This window comes from Nonomuraea sp. NPDC049309, from assembly GCF_043196965.1.
In the GTDB taxonomy this organism is placed as follows: Bacteria; Actinomycetota; Actinomycetes; order Streptosporangiales; family Streptosporangiaceae; genus Nonomuraea; species Nonomuraea fastidiosa.
In genome coordinates, this window is sequence record NZ_JBICSH010000009.1 from 149,148 (window position 1) to 168,573 (window position 19,426).

A 19,426-nucleotide genomic window follows, 5' to 3' on the forward strand; every position below is an offset into this window, starting at 1 on the left:
TGTCGGGCGGCGGTGACGAGGTACAGGCCGAAAGGGCCGCTGCCACGGCGAGCAGAAGGGGGGCGCGGAAAGCTTTCATCCGGTGCTGCCGATCTGTTTGAAGCCGTCCCTCACGGCCTGCTGGGGGCCTCGGAAGACCGCTCCCACGTCGCCCAGGCCGAGCCAGGTGGTGTACGCCTTGCGCTGTTCCTCGGTCATCTCGCTCCAAGGCACGATCTTGTTGCCCGACACGAAATCCCCTGCCGAACCACGCGGATGATTGGTGGAGGCGTAGGGGTGGGTAGGGGCCGGCACCTCGCCGTCGCCGAAGAGACCGTGGCGCATCATCACGTCGGCGGTGATGTCGGTGAACATGTCGACGCTCTGTTCCAGCGTGGAGGCCGCCTGGCTGCGCGCCGCTGCTCCTTCCTGGCTGTTGATCGCCCCGAACACGGCTGACCTGCCCTGTTCGAAGAGCATGCTGCTGATTTTGCCCTGCGGCCCGGGGACGAGGTTCGCGATGCTGCTGACGGCATCCTTGAACGCGTTGAACCGCTGGTCGTGCGCGTCGGCTTTGGTGATCTGGGCGACGTTTCCCGCGTCGGTGATGAGGTACAGGGTGCGGCTGAGCCGCTCGATGTCCGTCGAGAAGCTCGCGCCGCCTCCTCCCGTCATGTGCGCCTCCAAGATGCGCTGGTGTTCGGCGTTGATCTCGGCCTGTGTGGCGTGCGGATGGGCTCGTCGCCACTCCTCGAAGCTCGACCGGATCTGCGCGGCCACTTTGGCGGCCCGTCCGTCCAGCATGTTGATGGCGTACTGGCCGTGGGCGGTGACCACGGTCTTCATGACGAGAAGATCGTCGAACGCCCATCTCATCACTTTGATCGCGTTTTCGCGGTCCAGCAGGGCGCCGTAGGGCTGGACGCCTTTGAGGTGGGGATCGGCATCGGGCTCCGTGGTGACTCCTGGTCTCTGCGCTACCCGCTGGGTGGAGACGCGATGCAGGTCGCTCATGTACGCGCTGATGATGTTCCCCACGTTCTGCCGGGTGTGGGGGAGGTTGTTCTGCACCTGCGGGTTGCCCCAGAAGTGCATCGCCCATGAGGCGATCAGCGCCGACTTGTATCCGCGTGACTGCTCCGGCGGCTGGTCGTGGTCGCGGAAGGTCCTGGTGGCGGCTTCGAGGGCGTTGCCGAGGTCGGTGTCGGTGTACTCGTGCCAGGGGCGTTCGCGCATCAGGTAGTCGAGGGGCTTGCGTTTCGGGTCGGTGAAGAAGTCTTGGGCGGCCCGGGGATTGTTGGCGAGCGCGGCGGCGACGGCGGCCATCGGATCCTTATAGGCGGCCGGGAGATCGTTAGCCGGTTGGGTGGTGGGCGTGAAGTTAAGCCAGTACGGGGACTGCCGGGGCTGCTTGCGCTCGTAGTCGTAGACCTTGGTGGCGATCTCGAGGAGGAAGGCGTCGTCGTAGGTGCCGCTGCGCAGGAGCTTGTTCAGCGCGAACGCGGTCTCCGGGATGTCGAGGTGTTTCAGCAGTTCATCGACGTACCCCTGGGGCAGCTTCATGCCGCCGGCCCCGCGTGATGCGGTGCCGAGGATGGTGCCGAGCGCGGCCGAAAGCTTGTCCAGCCGGGCCATGGCCTCTGGGTCGGCGCCGGCCGGGGTGGTCTGGCCGCGGTAGAGCTTCGCGATGAGGCTCTTCAGCTCGTGCGGCGGCATCTGGGTGGCGAACGCCACGGCGAAGTACGGGTCCTCCTGGTGCTTTTGCAGCTCGGCGAGCGTCTTGGCGTCGATCGTGCCCTTCTTCAATCCAGTACGCAGCGCGTCCGCGAGGCGCTTGGCCGTGGCGGCGCCGGCGGCGGGCGTGTCGGACAGCCACGTGGATTCGTCGGCCCAGAGCGCTTTCGAGGTGTCGAGCGCGACCTTCTGCGCGGCCAGCATGAGGTCGAGCCGCCGCTGCAGGTCGGGCACCTTGCCGGCGATCTGCCGGCCGATGTCGCGGGCTGTGCCGGGGCCGTACAGCTGGAGCTGCACCGTGGCGAGACTTCTGTCCACCTGGGCGCCCATGTCGGGGATGGTGGTGCTGAGCCGCTTCATCAGGTTGATGAGCTGCGTCATCAGCGCCGGGTCGATGCCGAGCGGCACGGGCTGCGGGCTCATCGGCCGGCACCGTCCGGGCGGAGCGTGTCGAGCATGGCAAGGGCGCGGTCGAACATGCCCTTCAGCGCTCGATCCCAGCCCTGGGCCTCGCTTACCAGCGCGTCGGCGGCGGGGCCTTTCATCGCGCCGGAGTTGATGAGGTGGATCACCCCGCGGACGTCGCCACCGTGTTGATCCCGCAATTGCTCGATCTGCCGGCGCACGGCGTCGATCTGCTCCTGCGTCGCCATTCCGCGTCCCCTGAGGCTGCCGACAACTGGGTGACGCGAACAGCGTAACCAGCGGTGACGCATGGTAGCGGGCGTTCGTTGAGTCTCACGACTGAGAAGGTGTGGGAACGCGATACGGTTCGTCGCTATTGCGCCTTCGTACGCGTCGGGGCGGTGCCGCGGTGGTGGTTCACGGCGGTGGTGGTGCGGGTGAGGTCGCCCGCCGCGATGGCCTCGACCAGCTCGGCGTGCACCTCGACGCGGTGCCGCAGGTACTCGTCCTCGCCGTCGCTGCCGTCGGGGTCGGCGCGTTCCGACAGGTCGGACACGCAGCGGGTCATGGCCAGATAGACCGCTTTGGCCAGGTGGTTCGGGGTGATCTCGGCGATCCGCTCGTGGAGCGCCCAGTTGGCGCGCATGAAGCGGTCCCGATCGGCGGTCGATCGCTTGAGCGCGGCGAGGAGCTTGTGCAGGTCGGAGATGTCCTGGCGGGTGCGGTGGCGGGCTGCGTCGGCGGCGATCAGGGGCTCCAGAGAATCGCGTACGGCGATCGCGTCGGCCACCGTGGCCGGCATCGAGCGTACGGTGAGCAGTGTGTGCCGCAGCCGCACGATCGGGTTGGGCGCGGCCACGAACAGGCCGCCGTTGCGGCCGGGGCGGATCTCGACCGTGCCGCGGTCGCTGAGCAGGCGGGCCGCCTCGCTGATCGTCGCGCGGCCGTAGCCCGACATGTCGCGGAAATCGTCCATCGTGCCGATCAGGTCGCCCGGGGCCAGACCGCGCTCGGCGATCAGGGCTTCGATGTCGGCGGCCAGGGACTCGGCGCGGGTCGGAGGCGTACCGGAAAACACCCGAACCATTCTGGTCTTTCGAGCGCGGCGGCGCTACGCTCCGGTCAAGCCTTTTGGAGGACTATGTGACCCCGCTGCTGCGACAGGTCCTGAGCCAGATCGACGGGCCCGACCCCCGGATCAACGAGGTGGTCTCCGCGCTCGTCCGTCACCTGCACGCCTTCGTCGAGGAGGTGCGGCCCACGGAAGGCGAGTGGAACGCGGGGCTCGGCTTCCTCATCGAGACCGGCCGCATGTGCACCGCGCACCGCAACGAGTTCATCCTGCTGTCCGACATGCTGGGCCTGACCAGCGCGGTGGACGCGGTCAATAACGAGGGCCCCGAGGGCATGACGCCGTCGTCGGTGGAGGGCCCGTTCCACTCGCCCGCCCCGGAGCGGCAGCCGGGCGCGTGGATCAGCAACGGGCCCGAGCGGGAGCGCGGCGTGCCCATGGTGGTGCACGGGCGGGTGCTCGACTGCGACGGCATGCCGCTGCCCGGCGCGGTGGTGGACGTCTGGCAGGCCAACGACACCGGCCTGTACGACACCCAGGACGACACGCAGGACCTGGGCAACCTGCGCGGCCTGTTCACCACCGACGTGGAGGGGCGCTACTGGTTCCGTACGATCCGGCCGAGCAGCTACCCCGTGCCCACCGACGGCACCGCGGGACGGCTGCTGGAGGCGATCGGACGCCACCCCATGCGTCCCGCGCACTTCCACTACCGGGTCACCGCCACCGGATACCGGCCGCTGACCACGCACGTGTTCCTGGCCGGCGACCCCTACCTGGGCTCCGACGCCGCGTACGCGGTGAAGGACGAGCTGATCCGCGAGCCGGTGCCGCGTACGGAGGGATGGGGGATGGACGGGCCGTACGAGGAGATCGAGTTCGACATCAAGCTGGTGCCGCTCGACTGGAAGGAGGAGCGGTGAAGCTGGTCGGTGTCCGTGTGCGCGGGGACGACGTCGTACGGGTGGCGCGGCTCGACGGCGAGACGGTGACGCTGCTCGCCGAGGTGACGGAGTTCTGGTCGGACGCGCGGCGGCTGGTCGCCGAGGTGGCCGGCATCCGGGGCGGGCTGCGGCTGGCCGACGAGCACGCCACGCTGTCCACCGAGGCCGTGGAGTTCGTGCCTCCCGTGCCGCCGTCCGCGCGGGTGATCTGCGTGGGGCTCAACTACCGGGCGCACGCCGCGGAGGGGTCGTTCGAGGTGCCGGAGCATCCGACGCTGTTCGGGCGGTGGACGGCGTCGCTGAGCGTGGGCGGGGCTCCGGTGGCGGTCCCGGCCGGTGAGGACGGGCTCGACTGGGAGGGGGAGGTGGCCGCGTACGTCGCCGAGCCGCTGCGCTACGCCGACCCCGACACCGCGCTGAAGGCCGTGCTCGGCTACTCCACCTTCAACGACCTGACCGCCCGCCGCGCCCAGAAGCTCACCAGCCAGTGGACGCTCGGCAAGAACGCCGACCGCAGCGGCCCCCTGGGACCGATCGTCACCGCCGACGAGGTGGGCGACCTGCGCGACGGGCTGCGGGTGCGTACCAGGGTGAACGGGACGCTCGTGCAGGACGGGAACACCCGCGACATGATCTTCGGCGTGGGCGAGGTGCTGTCGCTGATCAGCCGGACGCTCACGCTCAACCCCGGCGATGTGATCGCCACCGGCACCCCCGAAGGGGTCGGGTACGTGCGCAACCCGCCGTGGCTGCTGGGGCCGGGCGACGTGGTGGAGGTGGAGGTGGACCGCCTCGGCGTGCTGCGCACCCCGGTGACGGGCGGCCCCGCGTAAGCCCGGGGCGGGCGGGCTCCTGCCATGACGCCTGGTGACAGGCCTGGACGGACCGGCGGCCGGAAACTGTCGGTGCTCGGTGGTACACATCAAGTCCACGCACGCCCACCGTCATCGGCCCGGGGGAGGCCATGCCGACCACCATACCCGCCACCACGATGAGCTCGGAGTTCGACGTCTCCGGGCCGCGCTACGACCAGCGCGGGCCGGTGCGCTGGCTCTGGTCACATCTGCGCCGGCATCCGGTCCAGCTCGCCGGGTTTCTCGGCGGCTCCGTCATCATGACGGCGCTCAACGCCTCCGTCCCGCAGCTCACCGGGGCCGCGTTCGACGCCGTGCTCGGCGTGCGCGGAGAGCCGGCGGGGACGCTGACGCTGATCGTGCTCACGCTGCTGGTCATCGTGCTCGCGCGCGGCCTGTTCGACCTGATGGCCAGGCTGTCCAGCGAGGTGCTGGCCAAGCGGCTCGAACGCGACGCGCGCGACGAGCTCTACGTGAGCCTGCTCGGCAAGAGCCAGACCTTCCACAACCGGCAACGGGTAGGCGACCTGATGGCCCGCGCCGCCAACGACATCAGGCAGCTGTCCGTCATGATCTCGCCGGGGGTCGATCTGATCGTCGACTCCAGCCTGGCCGGGCTGGTGCCGCTGCTCTTCATCGCCGCCATCGACCCGCGGCTGCTGCTGGTGCCCTGCGCGTTCGCGGTCGTCTTCGTGCTCGCGCTGTGGCACTACATGCGCCAGCTCAACCCGGTCGCCACGCGCATGCGCGAAGAGTTCGGCGACCTCAACGCGGGGCTCAGCCAGGCGGTGCGTGGCATCGAAGTGATCAAGGTGATGGCGCAGGAGGGGCAGGAACGCACGCGGTTCCGCGCCCGCGCGCGCCGCTACCGTGACTCCTTCGTACGCAACGGGCTCGTCCAGGCCCGTTACCTCCCGACGCTGCTGTTCGCCGGCGCGCTCGCCGCCGCCCTGTGGCACGCCATCCACCTCCAGAGCATCGGCGTGATCACGGTCGGCGACCTGGTGGCGTTCATGGGGCTGATGGTCATGCTGGGCTTTCCCACCCAGATGTCGATCTGGACGTTCTCGCTGGTGCAGATCGGCATCGCCTCCGCCGGCCGCATCCTCGGCATCGTCACCGCCGAGACCGAGCTGTGCCAGCCCGCCGACGGCCACGCCGCACGCATCTCCGGCGAGATCGTCTTCGACGATGTCACGTTCGGCTACGACGACGGCGGGGAGCCGGCGCTGCGCGGCATCAGCTTCACCGTCAAGCCCGGCGAGACCGTCGCGATCGTCGGCGAGACCGGGGCGGGCAAGAGCACGCTGACCAAGCTGGTGCCGCGCATCTACGACGTCACGTCGGGGCGCATCCTCATCGACGGCGTCGACGTACGCGCATGGGACCTCGACTCGCTGCGCTCCCAGATCTCCACCATCGAGCAGGACATCGTGCTCTTCTCCCGCTCGGTGGCCGAGAACATCGCCTTCAGCCTCGGCCAGCGCGCCGACCGCGAGGCCGTGATCAGGGCGGCCGAGGACGCGCAGGCCGCCGAGTTCATCGCCGAGCTGGACGACGGCTACGACACGGTGATCGGCGAGCGCGGCGTCACGCTGTCGGGCGGGCAGCGGCAGCGGCTGGCCATCGCGCGGGCGCTGCTCACCGACCCGGCGATCCTCATACTCGACGACTCCACCAGCGCCATCGACTCGGCCACCGAGGACAAGATCCAGCAGGCCATCGAGCGGGTGCTCGAAGGGCGTACGACGCTGATGATCACCCATCGGCTGTCGCAGATCCGCTGGGCCGACAAGGTCGTGCTGCTGCGCAGGGGCGAGCTGGCCGGTTTCGGCACTCACGACGAGCTCATCGCCCGCAGCCCGCTCTACCGCCGCATCTTCGCCCACTACGACGAGGCCGACTACGGCCCGGTGGGCGACGACGACGTCTCAGCGAGTGAAGCGGCCGGAGACGGCACCGCCGGGGCCGGTGCGGCTGAGGATGGCGCGGCCGAGGCCGGGGCCGGCGCGGCTGAGGATGGCGCGGCCGAGGCCGGGGCTGGTGCGGCCGTGGCTGGTGCGGCCGTGGCTGGTGCGGCCGGGGCCGGCGCGGCCGTGGCCGGCGTGGCCGGAGGGCGCGGGGCCGATGGTGGCATGGCCGGGGATGGCCCGTCCGGCGACGCCGCGTCCAAGGATGACGGACCTCCGGAAGACATGTCCAAGGATGACGGACCCCGGGAAGGCGCGTCCGGGTCCGGGGCCGGGACGGCTGTTCTCAGTGGCGAGCAGGGGAGCGTGCGCTGATGGGCTTCATCATGGACGGCCTCGACGCCGAGGACTACGACCGCACCTACAACGACCGCGACCTGCTGCGCCGGATCCTGTCCTACTTCCGGCCCAAGCTCTGGTCGATGGTGCTGGTGGCCGTGATGATCGTGCTGTCGTCCACCAGCCAGGCGTTCGTGCCGCTGCTGACCAGCTACGTCGTCGACGCGATCGCCGACGGCACGATCGGGCGGGTCGGCTGGATGTTCGTCGTCGGGCTGCTGCTGACCGGGGCGCTCGGGTGGGTGTTCAACTTCGTACGCCAATACTTCAGCGCCCGCGTCACCGGCGACGTCGTGCTCAAGCTGCGCGAAGACGCCTTCGACGCGGTGCTCGAGCGCGACATGTCGTTCTACGACGAGACGCCGTCCGGGCGCATCGTCAGCCGGGTGACCTCCGACACCGACGACTTCGCCACCGTCTCCACGCTGACGATGGACCTGATCAGCCAGGTGCTGATGGTCGGGTTCGTCACGTTCCTGCTGTTCCTGCGCAGCGTCGAGCTGGCGCTGCTGACGCTGCTGGTCGCGCCCGTGGTGGTGGGGCTCGCGCTGCTGTTCCGCCGCATCGCGCGGGCCAGCACCCGCCAGGCCCAGCGCTCGCTGAGCCGGGTCAACGCCAACCTCCAGGAGACCATGGGCGGCATCGCCGTCGCGAAGAACTTCCGCCAGGAGCAGCAGGTCTACGACGAGTTCCGGCCGATCAACCAGCAGAGCTACCAGGTGACGCTGCGGCAGGGGTTCGTCTTCTCCGGCATCTTCCCGGTGCTCTTCCTCGTGGCGGGGCTCGCCACCGTCGCGCTCGTCCAGCTCGGCGGCACCGCCGTGCTGAACGAGCGGCTGAGCGCCGGCGACTGGTACCTGTTCCTGCAGGCCGTCGCGCTGTTCTGGATGCCGCTCACCTCGATCGCCGCGTTCTGGTCGCAGTTCCAGCAGGGGCTGTCGGCGTCCGAACGCGTCTTCGCGCTGATCGACGCGCCGCCCCGCGTGGTGCAGACCGACGCGCGGCAGGTCGGGCGGCTGGCCGGGCGCATCGAGTTCGACGGCGTGACCTTCGGCTACGACCCCGCGCACCCCGTGCTGCGCGACTTCGACCTGACCATCGAGGCCGGTGAGAGCGTGGCGCTGGTCGGCCACACCGGGGCGGGCAAGTCCACGCTCGCCAAACTGATCACCCGCTTCTACGAGTTCCAGGACGGCCGGCTGCTGATCGACGGCCACGACATCCGCACCCTCGACCTCGCCTCCTACCGGCGGCAGATCGGCGCGGTGCCGCAGGCGCCGTTCCTGTTCAGCGGCACCGTCGCCGACAACATCCGCTACCCGCGCCCCGACGCGACCGACGACGAGGTGCTCGCCGCCGCCTCGGCCGTGGGCGGCGGCGACTGGATCGACGCGCTGCCCGACGGGCTGCAGACCGACGTCGGCGAGCACGGGCGGGCGCTGTCCATGGGACAGCGGCAGCTCGTCGCGCTCGCCCGGCTGCTCATCCAGGACCCGGCCATCGTCGTGCTCGACGAGGCCACCGCCAGCGTCGACCCGCTCACCGAGGCGCAGATCCAGGAAGGGCTCGACGTGGTGCTCGCCGGCCGCACCTCCATCGTCATCGCCCACCGGCTGTCCACGATCGAGCACGTCGACCGCATCATCGTGCTCGACCACGGGCGCATCGTGGAGGAGGGCGACCACGCCACGCTGCTCGCCCGCGGCGGCCGCTACTGCCAGGTCTACAACACCTACTTCCGCCACCAGTCGCCGAACTACCGGGCAGGCACAGGCTTCGTCCCGGTGGGCACCGGCGAGACCGCCGGCACCGGTTGAGGGCGGCGGCGCCGGCGGTGGCGCGCGAACACACTCGGGGAGCCGGCGTGGGACGCGGCGTCGGGGTGATGGCTGTGCGGGGACTCACCTCGGGGTCGGCGTTCGTCCCGGTGGGCGGGCGAGGCCGGGGAGCCGGTGCGTGGTCGGCCCCGCCGGCCGGTGTGCGGTCGTGCGCAGGGGCCGGTGCGTAAGTGAGCCCGGGACTCTGTGCGCAGGGGTCGGTGCGTGAGTGAGCCCGGGACTCTGTGCGCAGGGCGGCGGGGAGCCGGTGCGCGACTGAGCTCGGTGCCAGCGGCATGCGGGTGGGCTCGCGAGCGTCCGTTCGCAGGGTTCGGCCGACGTTCGATTCGACCGAGGTGCACAACGACGGCGCCGCGGTGGAGATGGGGGATCTCCTGAGCGGACTGCTGAGGGCGTCTGCGGTGCTCACGAGGCTGACGTTGTGCGGGCGTGGGCGCCCAGGTTCGGGACGCCTAGTTGGCGTTTGAGCAGCTCTGCCTCGTGGTCTGGGAGTTCGCGGCGGATCGTGAGGGCGTTGTCGAGGAGAGGGTCGGCGGTGAGGCGGACGTGGCGGACGCCTTGGGCGAAGGCGTCCGGGTCCCAGCCGTCCTTGGCCTCGGCGGTGGACGCCATCGCCGTGATCTGCTCGGCGGTGGGCGGGGTGGGGATGCCGAGGCGGGTGGTGAGGCGGTCGCCGACGAGCAGGCCGGCCAGGTAGCTGCGGCCTGCGGCCGGGGAGCGGCGGGGGCGCGGGTCGGTGCCGTGGACCCAGGCGGTGACGATGTCGGCGACGAGGCGGGCGGCGGCGTGGCTCGGACGGTCGGAGAGGCCGAGGTCGCCGAGGTCGTACTGGTTGGTGGAGATCACCAGCACAACGCGGTCTTCGGTCCAGCCGCGCGTGAAGTGGTTCCAGCCCCACAGGTACTCGCCGTTGTGCCCGATGTACGGGTGCTCGCCGCCGTCGAACACGTTGAAGACGAAGCCGACCGACGCCGAAGGGCTGGGCCCCATGAGGGTGCCGCCGGACGCCTGGGTGGTGATCATCTGCCGGGCGGTCTCCTGCGCGAGGACCGCTCCCGAGTCCAGGCGGCCGCCGTTGAGCAGGGCCAGGATGAAGCGGGCGTGGTCGGACGGCGTGCTCAGCGCCGACCCCGCCGGATAGTCGCCGGGGTAGAGCGGCGGCAGCGTGAGCCGGAGACCTGGCAGCGTGGCGTACCCGGTGGAGCGGCGGGCGAGCAGCTCGGCCGGCACGTGGTCGGGGTGCTGCGCCGGCGGGAACACGGTCGAGCCCATCTTCAGCGGCTCGAACACGTGCCGCGCCACCCACTCGGAGAAGCTCACCCCGTCGGGATTGAGCAGCTCCACCAGGTGGCCGACCAGGGCGATGCCGATGTTGCTGTAGGTGTAGCGCTCGCCGACGGGCGCGGCCCAGAACGGCAGCAGCGTGCCCCCGTACGCGTCCGACCTGGCCTCGGTGAGCACGCGCCGCAGGTGCTCGCCCAGGGGTCGGGGCGGGACATGGTCCCAGTTGCCCATGTTCGTGCCCAGCCCGCTGCGGTGGGTCAGCAGGTCCCGCAGTGTGATGGAACGTTCCCCGAGCGGGTTGCGCACGTGCTCGTCCAGCGGGTCGTCCAGCCCGAGGAGGCCGCGTTCGACGAGTTGCAGGGCTGCGACGGCGGTGTACGCCTTGCAGTCGGAGCCTGTGGGGCCGACCGTGTCGGTGGTCATGGGGCGGCCGGTGGCGACGTCCGCCAGCCCGTACGCCCTGGTCAGCGCCACCTCGGTGCCCACGCCGACGGCGAGGGAGAGTCCGGGTGCGCCGCAGTGGCCGAGGATCTCCGGCGTGAGGACGTCCAGCGCCTCCGCCAGCTTCGAGATGTCCATGCGTCAACGATGTCTTTGACGTTCGCAAAATGTCAAGGATTACATTGACAGCATAATGGGAGGGTGCCCGAGCTACCCGACCTCACCGCCCTGCTGTCGATCGTCGAAGAACGCAGCGACAGCGCCGACCCGCTGACCCGCCTCTCCGTCGCCGAGGGCGTGCTGTCGGATCTGCAGGGCGTCGGCGACCGGCTGCTCGGCTACCTCGTCGAGCTGGCCAGGGCCGAAGGCTGCTCGTGGTCCGACATCGGCGACCACCTCGGCATCAGCCGCCAGGCCGCCCAGCAGCGTTACGGCCGCCGCTGGGCCAGCCTCACCGTGGCCGACCTCGCGCAGACCGGTGCGTTCGACCGCTACACCGGCCGCGCCAAGGAGGCGCTCGAACGCGCGGAGGCGCACGCCCGCCGCACCGGCAGCACCGCTGTCGGCGCCGACCACCTGCTGCTCGGCATCCTCGACGATCAGCAGACGCTGGCCGTACGCGCGATCGCCGCCCAGGGCGCCGACCCCGCCGCGCTCCGCGCCGACCTCGAACGGGAGCTCACCACCGGCCCCGGGTCACCCGACACGCTTCCCATCGGCGCTGACGCCCGCCGCGCCCTCCAGGCCGCGCTGCTGGAGACGGCCGAGCTGCGGCACAACTACGTCGGCACCGAGCACATGCTGCTCGGCCTGCTCCGCGAGAAGTCCGTAGGGTTGCTGCGGGAACGCGGGGTCATGCTCGAACCGACGCGGGCCGCCGTACGGGCCGCACTGGAGGCGATCCTGCGCGCCCGGGAGGCGTAGGCGGGAGGACGGGGGCTCAGGTGCGGCGATCCGCCGGTCGGCGGGGCCCGTGATGGCGGGTGCGGACGTCCTCGGCCGGGCGGGCGGGCCGCTGCTCGACCCTTGTGATCAGCGGGCGTTCAGGCGCGGGCGGGTGTACCGCTGCCCTGCACGCGGTGATCAGCGGGATCGTGAAGGGAGGGTGCGCAACTTCTCGACCGGGCGGATAGCCGCCACTCCGCCCGTGGCGGTGCCGGGATGGTACAGGTAGCCCTACCTAGGGTGTCGCGTCTGCGGGATCGATGGCGCCAGGTGCCCGTCAGTAGCTTGGGCGCATGATCACTCGACGCACCCTTCGCTGGACCGGCACCTCCGCCCTCGCCCTCGCCGTCCTGGCCGGCCCCGCCGTGACCGCCGCACACGCCGCCACGGCCACGTACGCCACCAAGACCGCCGACGCCTCGGGCGCCGTCGTGCAGGACCTCCTCGACGACCTGGTCACCAAGGACAAGTTCCCCGCCGCCATCGCCACCGTGCAGGACAGGGACGGCGAGATGACCGACTACACGGCCGGGAAGGGCGAGCCGCCCGCCGACGGGTACGTGCGCATCGGCAGCAACACCAAGACGTTCACGGCGGTGACGATCCTGCAGCTCGTGGGCGAAGGCAAGATCAAGCTGGACGGCCCGGTCGAGAAGTACCTGCCGGGGCTGCTGCGCGGCAAGGGCATCGACGGCCGCCGCATCACCGTACGGCAGCTGCTCCAGCACACCAGCGGCCTGCCCGAGTACACGGACTTCCTGGCCAAGGGCGCGCTGCCGTACCAGCACCGCTACTTCCAGCCGCGTGACCTGCTGGACATGGCGCTGAAGAAGAAGGCGCAGTTCGCGCCGGGCACGAAGTGGTCGTACACGAACACCAACTACATCGTCGCCGGCCTGATCATCGAGAAGGTCACCGGCCGTCCGGCGGCCGAGGAGATCACCAAGCGGACGATCAAGAAGATCGGCCTGACCCACACCTACTTCCCGGGCGTCGGCGAGCAGAAGATCCGCGACCCCCACCCCACCGGTTACCACCGTGACGACCCGGCCAAGCCGATGACCGACGTGTCCGTCTCCGACCCGTCCAGCGCGTGGACCGCCGGCCAGATGATCTCGACGCCGAGCGACCTGAACCGCTTCTTCACCGCGCTGCTCGACGGCAAGCTGCTCAAGCCCGCGCAGCTCAAGCAGATGCGCACCACGGTCAAGGCGCCCCAGCTCGGCCCCGGCGGCCGGTACGGGCTCGGCCTGAGCGCGGTCAAGCTGTCCTGCGGCGGCACGGCGTGGGGTCACGGCGGCGCCATCCCCGGCTACTACACGACGAACGCCGCCACCGAGGACGGCCGCGCCGCCGCCATCGCGGTCACCCACCTGCCGACCACGGTCGAGGGGCAGCAGCACGTCGAAGGCGCCCTGGACAAGGCCCTCTGCTCGTTGAAGGACTGACGGTCCCGCCCGCGGCGAGTGGCGAACGGGGAGCGGTCCGCCGCAGCGGGGCAGGTCAGTCGTTCTGGAACAGGCGGGCGGGGAAGCCGCCGGTCGCGATGGGACCCCACCGCTCGATGGTGATGCGGATCAGCGACTTGTCCTGGCGGCGCATCGCGTCGCGGTACTCGTCCCAGTCGGGGTGCTCGCCCGCGATGCACCGGTAGTACTCGACCAGCGGCTCCAGCGCCTCCGGCATGTCGAGCACCTCGGCCTGTCCGTCGACCTGCACGTACGGGCCGTTCCAGTCGTCGGACAGCACGCAGATCGACACCCGGGGATCGCGCCGGGCGTTGACGGCCTTGGCACGGTCGGGGTAGGTGGAGACCACGATCCGGCCGGATTCGTCCACACCGCACGAGACCGGCGACAGCTGAGGCCGGCCGTCGGAGCGGGTGGTGGAGAGCAGGCCGTGGTGGCGGGGCCGGAGGAAGTCGAGCAGTTCGGGCAGCTCGACGCGGCGGGCGGTGGCGATGTTGGGTGCCATCTGCGGGTGCCTCTCATGACGCGGTAGGTGGACCATGCCCGATCCTGCCATCAGCGCCGGCGCCGCCTCGCAGGTGGTGCCGGCGTCAGAGCGCGGTCAGTCCGATGCCGGTCAGGACGAGGCTCACCGCGCAGGCCACGGCCCTGATCGTGTTCCAGCGGGTCCAGCGCGGCGCGTACTTCTGGTACGGCATCGTGCCCGCGTCCAGGGCGTTGTTCATCGGGACGTTGATCGCCCCGGTGACCAGGAACGAGCCGACGCCGTTGACCACCGCGGCGGCGTAGAACCAGACGGACCCGGTGACGATCCCGGTCACCAGCGCCGCCACCGGCGAGCCCAGGAACACGAGGAACAGCCACGGGTTGAGGATCTTGCGGTTGATGCTGCACATCGCCGCGCCCGCGTGGGCCGGGTCGATGGCGTTCAGGCCCGGCATGACGGACATGGAGAAGGCGTAGAACAGGCCCAGGAGAGCGCCGTGCAGCAGGAGGGTGATGAGAGCCAGAGCCAGCATGCCTTCATGGTGATGGCTCTGCGGTGAGACGGTCCATGGTCATGGCGCTCATCCGCATAAGCGAGCGTCTCACCGTTGTGGTGTGACGGCCGTCACACCCGCTGTGCGTATTCGTCCACAGTTGTTCGGGCTGAAGCTCCGTACTGTCCCTGTCATCAAGCGGAACACACCGAATGACGGGGAGGAACCCGAGATGCGTAAGACCTTGGCGATCGCCGCCCTTGCCGGTTCGATGGCCCTGACCGGCGTCGCGATGAGCGCTCCGGCTCAGGCGAGCACCGGGACGAGCTGGGGGAGGTTCTTCTCGAGCGACTACAAGGCGTACACGTTCGGCAAGACGTGGAAATCGCACGGCAAGGTGTACACGAAGTGGCACGGGGTGGACAGGCCCGGCGGCAAGAAGGGCTGGGTCTGGTTCGAGGTGTACCAGAACGGTCACTGGACGCGGTTCACCAAGGCGTGGGACGGCAAGGTCGTCGGCACGTGGAGCGGCCGGGGGATCCAGAAGGTGTACACGTTCACCTGCTGGGCCGGGAAGTTCGACAACTGCGGCAAGAAGTACCGCATCTACTGAGAATCATGAGCGGAACTTGGGGAGAACCGCCGCGTGTCTCCCCGTGCCGCGACGGGTGATCAGGTGACGCTTGCCTGGACAGGTTCCGGCACGACAGGCAGGCTCTCATGCTCGGACGATCCTTCGCCGCTCTCGCCATGACCACCGCCGTCCTGGCGTACCCGGCTCCGGCGTACGCCGTGACGCTGGAGCAGAAGCTGGCCGCGCTCGCCGCGTTCACCCGGCCCACCGACGAAAGCGCCGCCGCCTGGCGGAGCGCCTGGGCCGATCAGGCGTCATGGGCCGCGTACGCCTTCGACTGGTCCACCGACCAGTGCTCGGCGAGCCCCGACAAGCCGCTCGGCTTCGACTTCACGATGCCCTGCACGCGGCACGACTTCGGCTACCGCAACTACAAGGCGGTGAGCCGGTTCGACGAGAACAAGGCCCACGTGGACGACGCTTTCCTGCATGACATGCGCCAGGTGTGCGCGGGTCACCAAGGGGCGCGCAGGAGAGTGTGCGACCGCCTGGCCTGGTCGTACTACCAGGCGGTGCGCAGGGTCGGCGCGCTGGTGTCGGGGGATCGGCTCGCCGGCTTCATGTGACGGGCCCGTCCCGAACTGCGGACCGGACGGAGCCGACGGGGCCGGACGGAGTCAGCCGGACTGTACGGAGCGCCGGCAGGGCCGGACGGGACATGGGACGGCCCGCCACACGGGGGCGGGCGGGCCGTCCAGGAAGGGACCGCCGCTCGGTAAGAGCGGGCTGTCCGGGGAGGCATCAGCAGGACAGGTTGCCGCCCGGGGAGACGCCGAGCATCTGGGTGAAGCGCTGGTAGGTGGTGATCCGGCTCTGCACCTGGGCCGGGTTGCCGCCGTTGCACTCCACGCCGCCGTTGATGCTGCGGATGGTCTCGCCGAAGCCGTGCCCGCCCACGATCGCGTTGTGCGGGGTCATGATGCCGGGGCCGGTCTGGGTCATCCAGTACCACACGGCCGCCTTCCAGGCGACGGACGCGTCCTGCTCGACCAGCCACGGGTTGGTGAGCAGCGGCAGGCCGAGCGCGTCACCGGCGGCCTTGTAGTTGTAGTTCCAGCTCAGCTGCATGGGGCCGCGGCCGTAGTAGGCGGACTGGCCGGCCGGGCAGCCGTACGACTGGCGGGTGTCGCAGTAGTGGGAGTAGTTGGCGGTGTTCTGCTCCACGATGTGGACGAGGCCGCCGGTCTCGTGGCTGACGTTGGCGAGGAAGGCCGCCGCCTCCTGCTTCCTGACGGTGTCGCTGCCGGTCTCGGTGAAGGCGGGGAACGAGCTGAGCGCCGCGACGAGGCCGCTGTAGGTGTAGAAGCCGTTCCGGTTCGGGAACATCTGCTCGAACTGCGCCTGGCTCACCACGAACCCGGACGGATCGGGGTTCGGGTCGGTGGAGCCGCCGTCACAGGTGTACGGGTCCCAGTACCAGTGGCTGATCACCGGGTCGTAGCCGGGGTTCTCGTGGACGGCGATGTAGTGGTTGCCGTCGGTGTAGCGGACGATGCTGCCCACCGGGTACCACTGCCCGGCCACCCAGTTCGGGTAATTGCAGCTCGTCCCGCCCCCGCTGCTGCCGCCGGTGCAGGAGCCCTGGTCGGACCAGACTTCGGCGCTGCCCGGGGTCTCGCCCTGGGTCCACCACCGGGCCTGGTAGTTGCGCCCGTTGTACGACACCAGCGCCCCGCCGGTGTAGACCGCCGAGGAGCTCCAGGGGCTCGCGCAGGCGGCGGCGTTCGCCGCGCTCGGCATCAGCACCGCGAGCACCCCCGCGGCCAGGCATAACGCGGCCAGGTGGGCCAGGAGTCTACGCACGAGATCTCTCCCTCGATTTTCTTAGGAAACTTTCCTAAGAGTTAACGGACGCCCTGGCCCCGCGCAAGGCCCAAAGTCAGCCCGCGCCCTCCTCGGCGGTCGCGGTGCGTCCGGCCAGGCGCTCGTAGCGCTGTCTCGCCGCCTGCGCCGTTCCGAGGCCCAGGCCGTACGCGATCTCCTGCCAGGTCATGCCGCGTCCGCGCGCCATCCGCAGCAGCCCGGCCTCCAGCGCGTCGAGCTCGCCGCGCACCAGCGGGACGAGGGTCAGTGCGGCGGTGATGTCGGCCCTGTCCACCTCCGGCTCGCCGTCGTCGAGCTGTGCGGCCCCGCTGAGCAGGAACGTCACAAGCCTGACGGCCTCGTGCGGCGCGAGCGCCGAGGGGTGGACCTGACGGCTGCGCTGCTCGTCGGTGGCGGCGTGGCGCTCGGCGATGCGGAAGAGGGAGGCGTGGACCCGCCCGGCGCGCGCCCGTTCGGGATCCGGCGCGGCAAAGGGGTCGGTTTGCTCACTGTGCATGAACCCACGGTCCCGCGCCTCATGCAGTGTTGTCAACATAACGTTTTGAACAGACTGTTTAAGGCCTGTAGGTGTGCCCCTGCTAAGCGCCAGTCGGGCCGTCGAGGCGGGAGGTTTCTGTTAATCGGCGGTTGTCCGATTTTCTAGCCATTTGCGCACGGCCTATGGAGGCTCTGTCAGCGCGACTTCGGTCAGGCTCAATTGCTAAATTGCAGATTTCCCGCAATAATCGCGCTCATGGCGGACGGCGAGGCGGGTCAGCTCTCGATGCTTCTGGCGTTCCGGGCGGAGAATGCCTACTCGTTCTATGACGAGTTGGACTTCTCGCTTGAGGCGACGGCTCAAGCGGAGAAGGGCGTGCCGAGAGAGGTTCACTGGCACCGCAAAGGCGGCCGTCCCCTCCGGGTTCTCCCCGCGGCAGGCGTGTTCGGCGCCAACGCCTCGGGCAAGACCAACCTGCTCAAGGCGCTGCACCATCTCAGAGACCTCGTGCTGTTCTCGTTTCGGTCCGGTGACCCGTCTGGGGGCGTTCACCGGCACAGCTTCCGGCTCGATCCCGAGGCGGCCGACAAGCCGACCCGCTACGAGATCGATCTCGTGCTCAACGGCGTCCGTCACGAGTACGGCGTCATCGTGGACAGCCGGCGCGTTCTCCAGGAGTGGGCATACCGTTATCCGCATGGCCGCGCGGCCTTGATCTTCAACCGGACACACGGCGAACAGATCGAGATACCCGCAGGAAAGCGGACGATAGGAAGGGCGATCGAGCGCATCGTCAGGCCGAACGCCCTCTTCCTGTCGGCTGCGGCAGCGGGCGAGCATCCGGATCTGCTTCCGCTCTACGACTGGTTCGGTCGCAACCTGAAGCTCGCGGAGGCGTCGAGCAGGCAGGCGCGATGGGCGTTCACCGCACAGCTCCTTCGCGAGGACGCGAGCCGGGAGCAGGTATTGGCGCTGCTTCGCGCCGCGGACCTCGGCATCGCGGATGTCAGGATCCGGCCACCCGACCCCAAGGTGCTCGAACGGGTCCGCCGCGCCATTCTCATCCTGGCCGGGCATGAGGACGATGCCGAGGGATTTCCGGAGATCGACCTCACTGAGCTGGGTTTAGTGCTCAGTCACCGCGGCGTGCGGGATGACGTGGACTTCAACGTGTCGGAGGAGTCGCTGGGCACTCTCGTCTGGCTCGGGATCGTGGGGCCCGTCTTCGAGGCTCTGCAGTCGGGGACCGTCCTCCTGGTCGACGAACTGGAGTCGAGTCTGCATCCCCTGCTCACGGAGCGGCTCATCGGTCTGTTCCAGGACCCGGAGGCCAACCCCCACGGTGCGCAGCTGATCTTCAGCTCCCATGCTCCGTCGCTTCTGGGCAGCACCACGCGTTCGCGGTCCCTGGGACGCGATCAGATCTGGTTCACCGAGAAGCTCGCGGATGGCCGCAGCCGTCTCTACCCCTTGTCGGATCTGTCGCCGCGCCAGGAGGAAGCCATAGGGAAGCGGTACCTTTCCGGCCGCTACGGTGCGACGCCGATCGTCAGCCACGAGGAGTTCATCGAAGTCGCTCGTCTCATAGCGGGCGGTCACCAGTGACCCGCAAACCGCGAAGCCGCTCGCAAAGGGTTCCGGCGGCGCAGAGCACCAGGCGCACCCTCTACGTGTTCACCGAAGGCACCAAGACCGAGGTGCTGTATTTGCAGCACTGGTATCGGCTCTGCAGGGAGCGCGTCATCGTGGAGATCGATGACTTCCATGGCGTTCCGCTCGACCTCGTACGCGCTGCCTGTGCTCGCAAACGAGCGGACCAGCGTGAGGCGAAACGCGGTCGTGGCAGTGCCTTCGACGAGTACTGGTGCATGTTCGATGTGGACGAGTTCCCGAACCTCCCGGAGACCTATCGGCTGGCCGCCGACAACCAGATCAACATCGCTGTCTCGAACCCGTGTGTCGAGCTGTGGTTCCTGCTCCACTTCCAGAATCAGACGGCCGCGCTCGAACGAGGCTTAGCGCAGACGCTGGCCAAGAAGCACCTGTCCTGCGAGAAGGCGCTGACCCCACGTGCGCTTGAGCAGCTGACCGACCGCTACGACGTCGCCCGTGACCGCGCGCAGAAGCTGGACACCAAACACGAGGGTGACGGCTCACCCCCGAGATCCAACCCGAGTTCGGGCGTCTGGCGACTCATCGAGAGCATCCAAGGCCACCGGGGAACAAGCGGCTGATC

18 protein-coding genes are annotated in these 19,426 nt (G+C 69.6%); 10 read left to right on the plus strand and 8 right to left on the minus strand.

Annotation, left to right across the window (positions count from 1 at the left end; all coding sequences use genetic code 11):
* Positions 1-75: 75 nt before the first annotated feature.
* From ACGFIM_RS37680 to ACGFIM_RS37690, 3 genes are all read right to left on the minus strand, one after another.
* Positions 76-2,136 (minus strand): DUF6571 family protein, encoded by a 2,061-nt coding sequence (locus ACGFIM_RS37680; RefSeq protein ID WP_393211114.1) that lies wholly within the window; start codon positions 2,134-2,136, stop codon positions 76-78.
* The gene (locus ACGFIM_RS37685) at positions 2,133-2,366 is read right to left on the minus strand and encodes a hypothetical protein (RefSeq protein ID WP_364068134.1); all 234 of its coding nucleotides are present in this window, start codon (positions 2,364-2,366) and stop codon (positions 2,133-2,135) included. The genes ACGFIM_RS37680 and ACGFIM_RS37685 overlap by 4 nt, the downstream gene beginning before the upstream one ends.
* A 125-nt stretch (positions 2,367-2,491) precedes the next feature.
* Positions 2,492-3,196: a FadR/GntR family transcriptional regulator gene (locus ACGFIM_RS37690; protein WP_393211117.1), complete on the minus strand. Its 705-nt coding sequence runs from the start codon at positions 3,194-3,196 to the stop codon at positions 2,492-2,494.
* 65 nt (positions 3,197-3,261) lie between these two features.
* Between ACGFIM_RS37690 and ACGFIM_RS37695 the strand changes: the two genes are divergently transcribed.
* The 4 genes from ACGFIM_RS37695 (at position 3,262) to ACGFIM_RS37710 (ending at position 9,114) form a co-directional block, all read left to right on the plus strand.
* Complete coding sequence (locus ACGFIM_RS37695; RefSeq protein ID WP_393211120.1) at positions 3,262-4,113, plus strand: dioxygenase; 852 nt, start codon at positions 3,262-3,264, stop codon at positions 4,111-4,113.
* Positions 4,110-4,967, plus strand: coding sequence for a fumarylacetoacetate hydrolase family protein (locus tag ACGFIM_RS37700; protein WP_393211123.1), 858 nt, complete (start codon positions 4,110-4,112; stop codon positions 4,965-4,967). The genes ACGFIM_RS37695 and ACGFIM_RS37700 overlap by 4 nt, the downstream gene beginning before the upstream one ends.
* A 131-nt stretch (positions 4,968-5,098) precedes the next feature.
* Complete coding sequence (locus tag ACGFIM_RS37705) at positions 5,099-7,273, plus strand: ABC transporter ATP-binding protein (protein ID WP_393211126.1); 2,175 nt, start codon at positions 5,099-5,101, stop codon at positions 7,271-7,273.
* Complete coding sequence (locus ACGFIM_RS37710) at positions 7,273-9,114, plus strand: ABC transporter ATP-binding protein (RefSeq protein WP_393211129.1); 1,842 nt, start codon at positions 7,273-7,275, stop codon at positions 9,112-9,114. The genes ACGFIM_RS37705 and ACGFIM_RS37710 overlap by 1 nt, the downstream gene beginning before the upstream one ends.
* A 426-nt stretch (positions 9,115-9,540) precedes the next feature.
* Here the strand turns inward: ACGFIM_RS37710 and ACGFIM_RS37715 are convergent, their stop codons facing one another.
* Entirely contained in the window at positions 9,541-10,998 is a 1,458-nt protein-coding gene (locus ACGFIM_RS37715) for a serine hydrolase domain-containing protein (protein WP_393211132.1), read from the minus strand.
* Between the two features lie 63 nt (positions 10,999-11,061).
* Between ACGFIM_RS37715 and ACGFIM_RS37720 the strand changes: the two genes are divergently transcribed.
* Positions 11,062-11,784, plus strand: coding sequence for a Clp protease N-terminal domain-containing protein (locus tag ACGFIM_RS37720; RefSeq protein ID WP_393211135.1), 723 nt, complete (start codon positions 11,062-11,064; stop codon positions 11,782-11,784).
* A gap of 314 nt (positions 11,785-12,098) precedes the next feature.
* Positions 12,099-13,253 (plus strand): serine hydrolase domain-containing protein, encoded by a 1,155-nt coding sequence (locus ACGFIM_RS37725; RefSeq protein WP_393211138.1) that lies wholly within the window; start codon positions 12,099-12,101, stop codon positions 13,251-13,253.
* Between the two features lie 55 nt (positions 13,254-13,308).
* Here ACGFIM_RS37725 and ACGFIM_RS37730 read toward each other — a convergent pair whose 3' ends face one another.
* Both ACGFIM_RS37730 and ACGFIM_RS37735 read right to left on the minus strand, forming a co-directional pair.
* Positions 13,309-13,779, minus strand: coding sequence for a PPOX class F420-dependent oxidoreductase (locus tag ACGFIM_RS37730; RefSeq protein ID WP_393211141.1), 471 nt, complete (start codon positions 13,777-13,779; stop codon positions 13,309-13,311).
* 85 nt (positions 13,780-13,864) lie between these two features.
* Positions 13,865-14,293, minus strand: coding sequence for a DUF1772 domain-containing protein (locus tag ACGFIM_RS37735; protein WP_393211144.1), 429 nt, complete (start codon positions 14,291-14,293; stop codon positions 13,865-13,867).
* Positions 14,294-14,486: 193 nt separating this feature from the next.
* Between ACGFIM_RS37735 and ACGFIM_RS37740 the strand changes: the two genes are divergently transcribed.
* Positions 14,487-14,867 (plus strand): hypothetical protein, encoded by a 381-nt coding sequence (locus ACGFIM_RS37740; RefSeq protein WP_393211147.1) that lies wholly within the window; start codon positions 14,487-14,489, stop codon positions 14,865-14,867.
* Between the two features lie 107 nt (positions 14,868-14,974).
* Entirely contained in the window at positions 14,975-15,454 is a 480-nt protein-coding gene (locus ACGFIM_RS37745; RefSeq protein ID WP_393211150.1) for a phospholipase, read from the plus strand.
* 175 nt (positions 15,455-15,629) lie between these two features.
* Here the strand turns inward: ACGFIM_RS37745 and ACGFIM_RS37750 are convergent, their stop codons facing one another.
* Both ACGFIM_RS37750 and ACGFIM_RS37755 read right to left on the minus strand, forming a co-directional pair.
* Positions 15,630-16,691: a glycoside hydrolase family 19 protein gene (locus ACGFIM_RS37750; RefSeq protein WP_364068121.1), complete on the minus strand. Its 1,062-nt coding sequence runs from the start codon at positions 16,689-16,691 to the stop codon at positions 15,630-15,632.
* Between the two features lie 76 nt (positions 16,692-16,767).
* Entirely contained in the window at positions 16,768-17,208 is a 441-nt protein-coding gene (locus ACGFIM_RS37755) for a DNA-binding protein (protein ID WP_364068120.1), read from the minus strand.
* A 237-nt stretch (positions 17,209-17,445) separates the two neighbouring features.
* On the opposite strand from ACGFIM_RS37755, the gene ACGFIM_RS37760 reads away from it, so the two are divergent.
* The gene (locus ACGFIM_RS37760) at positions 17,446-18,795 is read left to right on the plus strand and encodes an ATP-binding protein (RefSeq protein ID WP_364068119.1); all 1,350 of its coding nucleotides are present in this window, start codon (positions 17,446-17,448) and stop codon (positions 18,793-18,795) included.
* Entirely contained in the window at positions 18,792-19,424 is a 633-nt protein-coding gene (locus ACGFIM_RS37765) for an RloB family protein (RefSeq protein ID WP_378785412.1), read from the plus strand. Before ACGFIM_RS37760 ends, ACGFIM_RS37765 begins: the two co-directional genes overlap by 4 nt.
* Positions 19,425-19,426: the final 2 nt, after the last annotated feature.